We start from the raw sequence: 5,885 nt of genomic DNA, 5'->3' as shown, positions 1-5,885 counted from the left end.
CTTCGGCTCGCTCGAGGTGAAGGCTCTCCAGTTTTGCGCGTTCCCGCTCGAAGTTCTTCCGCTCCGTAACGTCCTCGATGGATATGAAAATGGCGTTTCCGATTTCAGTCCCCTGCAACCTCCGGGCGTTAAGGACCAAAGAACGGAGCCCGATCGGATCAAAGGTTTTTTCAAGCGAAAAATCGGCCAGCACCTGCTGGAGCGGAAGAATGTCTTCGAGCGCGTGACGCAATTCCGGAATATCCCACTGGCGGTTTCCGATCTCGTAAAAGAGGTGATTTTCCGCTTCCGCCGGCCGGATACTGAACAGACGATAGAAGGCGCGATTCGCCTTGATCAGGCGGAGATCCGAGTCCAGAACGACCAGCGGCTGGCTGACGGTTTCAATGATTGCATCAGAAAAATGTCTGGCATCCCGGGCACTGTGCAGGCTGCGATCCAGTTCGAGGTTCAGCTTGTCGAGATCGGCATTTCGAGCGCCAAGCGTATCGTTCAGGGTGCTGAGCTCTTCGTTGGCGGACTGCAATTCCTCCTTGGTCGTTTCCAGCTCTTCATTGCTGCTTTGCAGCTCTTCATTGCGGGCCTGGATTTCTTCGGACACCGATTTCAGCTCTTCATTGGACGCTTCCTGTTCTTCGATGACGGAATGCAGATAAGCTTTTGTTGCCACCAGTTCGCGCTTCAAAGTGGCTAAATTGTTGTTCCCCTTTTGAAGGTGTTTCCTGTCGCCGGCATGGGCTCCGGAAACCGGAGCAAGTTCTTCGATCAGTATCAGAAACAGCGGCTCTCGAGCCTGATGCGGGCCAAATGGAATGACTTCGATGGCAACTAACCGCGCCGACGACCTGTCTGCTATGCGTACGCCTTCACGACGGACAACCGTATTCTTGGCCTTCGCATGGTGGACGGCGGCGCGGAGTTCGAAAGCGAAACCGGGCCGGACCATTTTCATGAGGTTGAGACTGGCCTCTTCTTCGCGCTTCGGATCCAGATACGGACCTACGTTTCCCCGAAACCTGAGGATTTGCAGGTGTTCGTTGACCATAAAACCCGGCGGGCTGTAGCGCTCCAGGATCATCCGGTCCATCTCTTTATCCGGATCGGCCGCCGGCGCAAACTCCGGAAGCATCTTCTGCGGCATCTTCTCGGGGATTCCCCGTTGTGCAACAGCCGGAAAGTCCGCACGGTCTCCGAGAGGCTTTTTCGAATAGAGCGGCTGCTTTCGATCTGCTCGTTCAAATGCGTTGGGAAATGCCGTGGTACTCTCCGCCTTTCCCAGGATCAGAAAGCCCGACGGTTTCAAAGCGTAGTGGAACAGCCCGAGTATTTTGCGCTGAATGATCGGCGACATGTAGATCAGAACATTGCAGCAGCTGATCAAATCCATATTTGAGAACGGCGGATCGACAGTCAGGTCATGTTCTGCAAACATGCACACGTCGCGGATCCGCTTGCTGATCTGGTACGTGCTTCCACGTTTGGAAAAGAAGCGTTTGAGCCGCTCCGGGCCGACGTCGGCTTCGATGCTCAAGGGGTATTTGCCTTCGCGCGCTTTCTGAACCGCTTGATCACTGAGATCCGTCGCGAAAATCTGCAGTAATGATGTTGCGCCTTTGGTTGCGAGGAACTCGGTTATCGCAATCGCGATCGAATAGGCTTCCTCGCCCGTCGAACAGCCCGGTACCCAGACTCGTATGGAGTTCACTGCCCCCGCGTCTTTCAGGATCTTCGGCAGGATTCGCCGCACCAGCACTTTGTATTTATCGGGTTCGCGGAAAAAACTGGTCACGCAAATCAGCAGATCCTGAAATAAAGCCTCGACGGCCTCGGGATGGCGCCTCAGGTGGTTTGCAAACTCCTGCCGGGTTTGAATATCGTGCACGGCCATGCGTCTTGCGATCCGGCGTTGCACCGTGGATATCCGGTAATGCGAAAAGTCTGTGCGTTTGCTTCGCTGCAGGATGGCCAGGATTTCATTAAGCGCCCGCGCGTCGCCGTCGGATGGGTTCTCGATTTCCTCGGACGGCCTTCCGTTTACATAAGGATGCCGCATGATCCGGGTGAGTTCTTGTGCGATGCCTTTGGGCGGCAGCACGAAATCCACGCATCCGGCGGCAATAGCGCTCTGCGGCATTCCGTCGAACTTTGCCGACGCCGGGCTCTGAGCGAAGGCAAGTCCGCCTTCTGCCTTGATCGACCGGAGTCCCAGGACACCGTCCGAAGCCGTGCCGGAAAGAATGATGCCGATCGAGGCCGTTTTCTTGTCCTCCGCCAGCGACCGCAAGAAAATATCGATCGGCATATGCTGGCGGCCATTCAGTTTCCTTGTCGCGACGCGCAAAACGCCGTCCGAAATTGTCAAACTGGTATTGGGCCGGATGACATAAATGTGATCGGGTAAAACGCGGGCGTTTTGTCTGGCCTCGAGCACCGGCATTTTCGTGGCTCGGGCAAGCAGATTCGGCAGGGCGCTTTCATGCCTGGGATCAAGATGCTGAACCAGAACATATGCGATACCGGTGTTTGCCGGCAACGCCCCGATCAATTCCGTGAATGCCTCGAGCCCTCCGGCAGAGGCCCCGATGCCGGCAATGGGAAATGCCGTTGGTCTCTCTCGGCGGCCAGGGATTTGATCGGATTTCAGCTTGTCATTCGATCTTTGGGATCGTTTTGGCACAAACAAGCCTCATCAGCCGGTTCTCCGCTTCGACTGCTTTCCGCGCAAAGACCGGATTTCCTGGTGAATGGCTTTCTGCCGGGCGAGCAGTCGTAGCTGCTCGGCGAGTCCATTATTCAGTCTTTGGACGATCTCGTCGTGCTGGGCAGTGCCGAAGGTTGCAGAGCAATGTGAGAGTGGAATTTCAAAGCGTACCAGGGTGCCGCCGCCCGCACTGCTCAAGATATTCAGCGAGCCGCCGATCAATCGCGCTCTCTCTTTCATATTCATGATTCCCATCGAGGAATATCCGGAAATCGCTTCCTTCCGGATCCCTTTACCGTCGTCACGAACTTCGACCGTGAATTGAGTGCTGCCGCAAATCGTATCGACGGTAACGCTTTTCGCCTTCGCATGGCGGGCGATGTTTGTGAGTGCCTCCTGGATAATCCGGAATACCTGTGTCGCCTTTTCACTGTCAATTACTGTTTTCTGTACGGTTCGCCAGCGGCATGTGAGGCCGGTTTGTGTCTCAAACCTCGTAAAGTACCATTCCAATGTGGGGAACAACCCAGCCTCTTCCAGAAGAGAAGGATACAAATCCACACACATGCTGCGAATGTTTTCGATCAGGAGGTCGACCAGGCGGGACAGCTCTCTGCATTTGCCTTTGACGGCGTTGGCGCGGCCCGACTCGCGGGAAATCTCGGCTAAACCCATCTTGAGGATGGTTAATTCCTGACCCAACCCATCGTGCAGATCCCGCGCCAGTTGAATTTTTTCCGCTTCCAGCAGCTGGTGAAGATAGGAATACGCAAACCCTGTTCGGAGCTTGCCGGGTTTCGTCGGTGCCTGTTCCATGGTTCTCACAGTGCCCGCTTTTGACATAATGTCTTACAAGGCAAACGTATCACAGAGAACGCCGCGGCCTCGCTGAAAATCGATCGCCGGGACCAGTCGCTCGCGATGACAAATCCATACAGAAAAACCTGAATGTAGCGGCGCTCAATGACCGCCTGAATCCCTTGATTCTTAGCGCAGATTCTGGCGTCTGGTTTCCTGTATTTCATCCATTAACGGTAGCGCTGGCGCAGTCCATCACATTTTTCTTTCGAGTCGCGCACATTTGGGCTTGCGATCCCACGGGCCTGGCTTGATCATAACGCATCGGAAACGGGTTGCCGAGGATCGGCAATGACTGAGATACGACGCGTCAAGCACTGCTATTCCGTCTGTTCGAAGCCGCGTTGCCAAAGGCCGAATGGTGAGGCGGCGGTCCCCGCCACAAATCTCTATTCATGAAATCGCGAATTTCAGCCGATACCTGCTTGGATGAGCCGAATACTCATTTGTTTGGACCACCTGGGTATCAGGAGCAGAAGCCATAGCAGCAACTCGGTTTACGACCTATTTTCGCCGTTTGTGCTGTTTTGGGAAAAGTTTATGAAACCGCTGGTGGTTCTTTGCACTGTCATCCTTTTATTGAGTTCAGCCGCGACTGCCCAGGCGTTCCAGGCGGGCGGAACAACGCAGTATTTTCCTCAGTTCGCCGTCGGAGCAGGATGGGGTACTTCGATCACGGTGGTGAACTCAACCACACAAGCGGAGCTTGTCGCGGTCGACCTGTTCCAGCCGGATGGCACGACATTCTTCCATCGCGATTTGGCCTTGGGCCCTTCCGGCAGTCAAAACATTTTAGTGAATCAATCGCCTGAATTGATGGTCGGCTGGGTGAGACTCTCTTCGAGCGGCCTATTCAGCGCGTCTTTGCTCTACCAGTTGCTGGATCCCGATGGTCACGTGATTTCCGAGGCTGGAGTGTTGCCGAGCGATCCGGTCCAGGACCTCAAATTCGTTGCAACGGTCAGCTCTCAGCAGAATGTCGATACCGGCCTCGCCATCGCAAATCCCAGTGCCACAAACACAGCCACGATTCAGTTGCAGCTGTCCGACGCCTCAGGGACAGTCATAAATACAAAGGTGACCACCCTCCCTCCGCTGCAACAGCTGACAAGATTTCTGAATCAAGACCCCTTCTTTCAGGGCATCGATAACTATAACGGAGTCGTCGAAGTGACTGCCAATCAGCCCCTCATCGGATTGGCAATCCGGGTCGATGGTCCACAGTTGGCGCCGATTCCTCCGCTCACACCCAGCACAAATTCGGGGACGGCTTCCGGTACCAGTAATACGACGATCGCTGATGGATCGGTCACCACGCAAAAATTGGCCAATGCCGCGGTGACAGCGGACAAAATCGCCCCCGGCTCGGTGGTGAAAAGCATCAATTCGCTGACGGACACCGTTCTTTTGCAAGGCGGCGCAAACGTCAACATCCGGATGTCCGGAAATTCGCTGATTATCGACGCCGCTGGAACAGGAGACGCCGGACCGGCCGGTCCCGCTGGTCCAGCCGGTTTAGTCTGGCAAGGGACGTGGAACAACGCGACGACTTACGCGGTGAATGACGCGGTCGCGTTCAATGGAACGAGCTATATCAGCATCCAAGCCGGAGCAGGACATCAGCCCAATACGAACGCGGCTTTCTGGACGGTTTTAGCACAACAAGGCGCGACCGGTGCCGCTGGTGCTACCGGCGCCACTGGTGCGACTGGTGCTGCGGGCCCGCAAGGACCGCAAGGACCGGCGGGCGCGATCGGTGCAACCGGCGCCACAGGAGCAGCCGGTCCCGCGGGGTTGACCTGGCAAGGGATATGGAGCAACGCGACGGCGTATGCGGTGAATGACGCGGTCGCATTCAACGGGACCAGCTACATCAGCATCCAAGCCGGAACCGGACATCAGCCCGATACCAGCGCCGCATTCTGGACGCCGTTGGCACAACAAGGCACGACCGGTGCCGCTGGTGCTACCGGCGCCACTGGGGCGACTGGTGCTGCGGGCCCGCAAGGACCGGCTGGCGCTACCGGTGCGATCGGAGCAACTGGTTCCGCAGGCGCAACCGGCGCCACCGGAGCTACCGGTCCCGCAGGTTTGACTTGGCAGGGAATATGGAGCAACGCGACAGCGTATGCGGTGAATGACGCCGTCGCGTTCAATGGGACCAGTTACATCAGCATCCAAGCCGGAACAGGACATCAGCCCGATACCAGCGCCGCATTCTGGACGCCGTTGGCACAACAAGGCGCGACCGGCGCCGCTGGTGCTACCGGCGCCACAGGTGCGACTGGTGCTGCGGGCCCGCAAGGCCCGGCTGGCGCTACCGGTG

General features: G+C 56.6%; 3 protein-coding genes. 1 reads left to right on the top strand and 2 read right to left on the bottom strand.

All coding sequences use genetic code 11. The features are described 5' to 3' along the window. Positions 1–2,677: chemotaxis protein CheB (locus tag VGK48_27685; protein HEY2384974.1), on the bottom strand; the 2,677-nt coding region annotated here is incomplete at its 3' end. Positions 2,678–2,689: 12 nt separating this feature from the next. After that, entirely contained in the window at positions 2,690–3,517 is an 828-nt protein-coding gene (locus VGK48_27680) for a sensor histidine kinase (GenBank protein HEY2384973.1), read from the bottom strand. Positions 3,518–4,099: 582 nt separating this feature from the next. Between VGK48_27680 and VGK48_27675 the strand changes: the two genes are divergently transcribed. Next, positions 4,100–5,885 (top strand): hypothetical protein (locus VGK48_27675; protein ID HEY2384972.1); only part of this gene is annotated, 1,786 nt, incomplete at its 3' end.

It is taken from the genome of Terriglobia bacterium (genome assembly GCA_036496425.1).
Taxonomy (GTDB): domain Bacteria; phylum Acidobacteriota; class Terriglobia; order 20CM-2-55-15; family 20CM-2-55-15; genus 20CM-2-55-15.
This window is presented reverse-complemented; position numbering and strand designations above follow the sequence as displayed.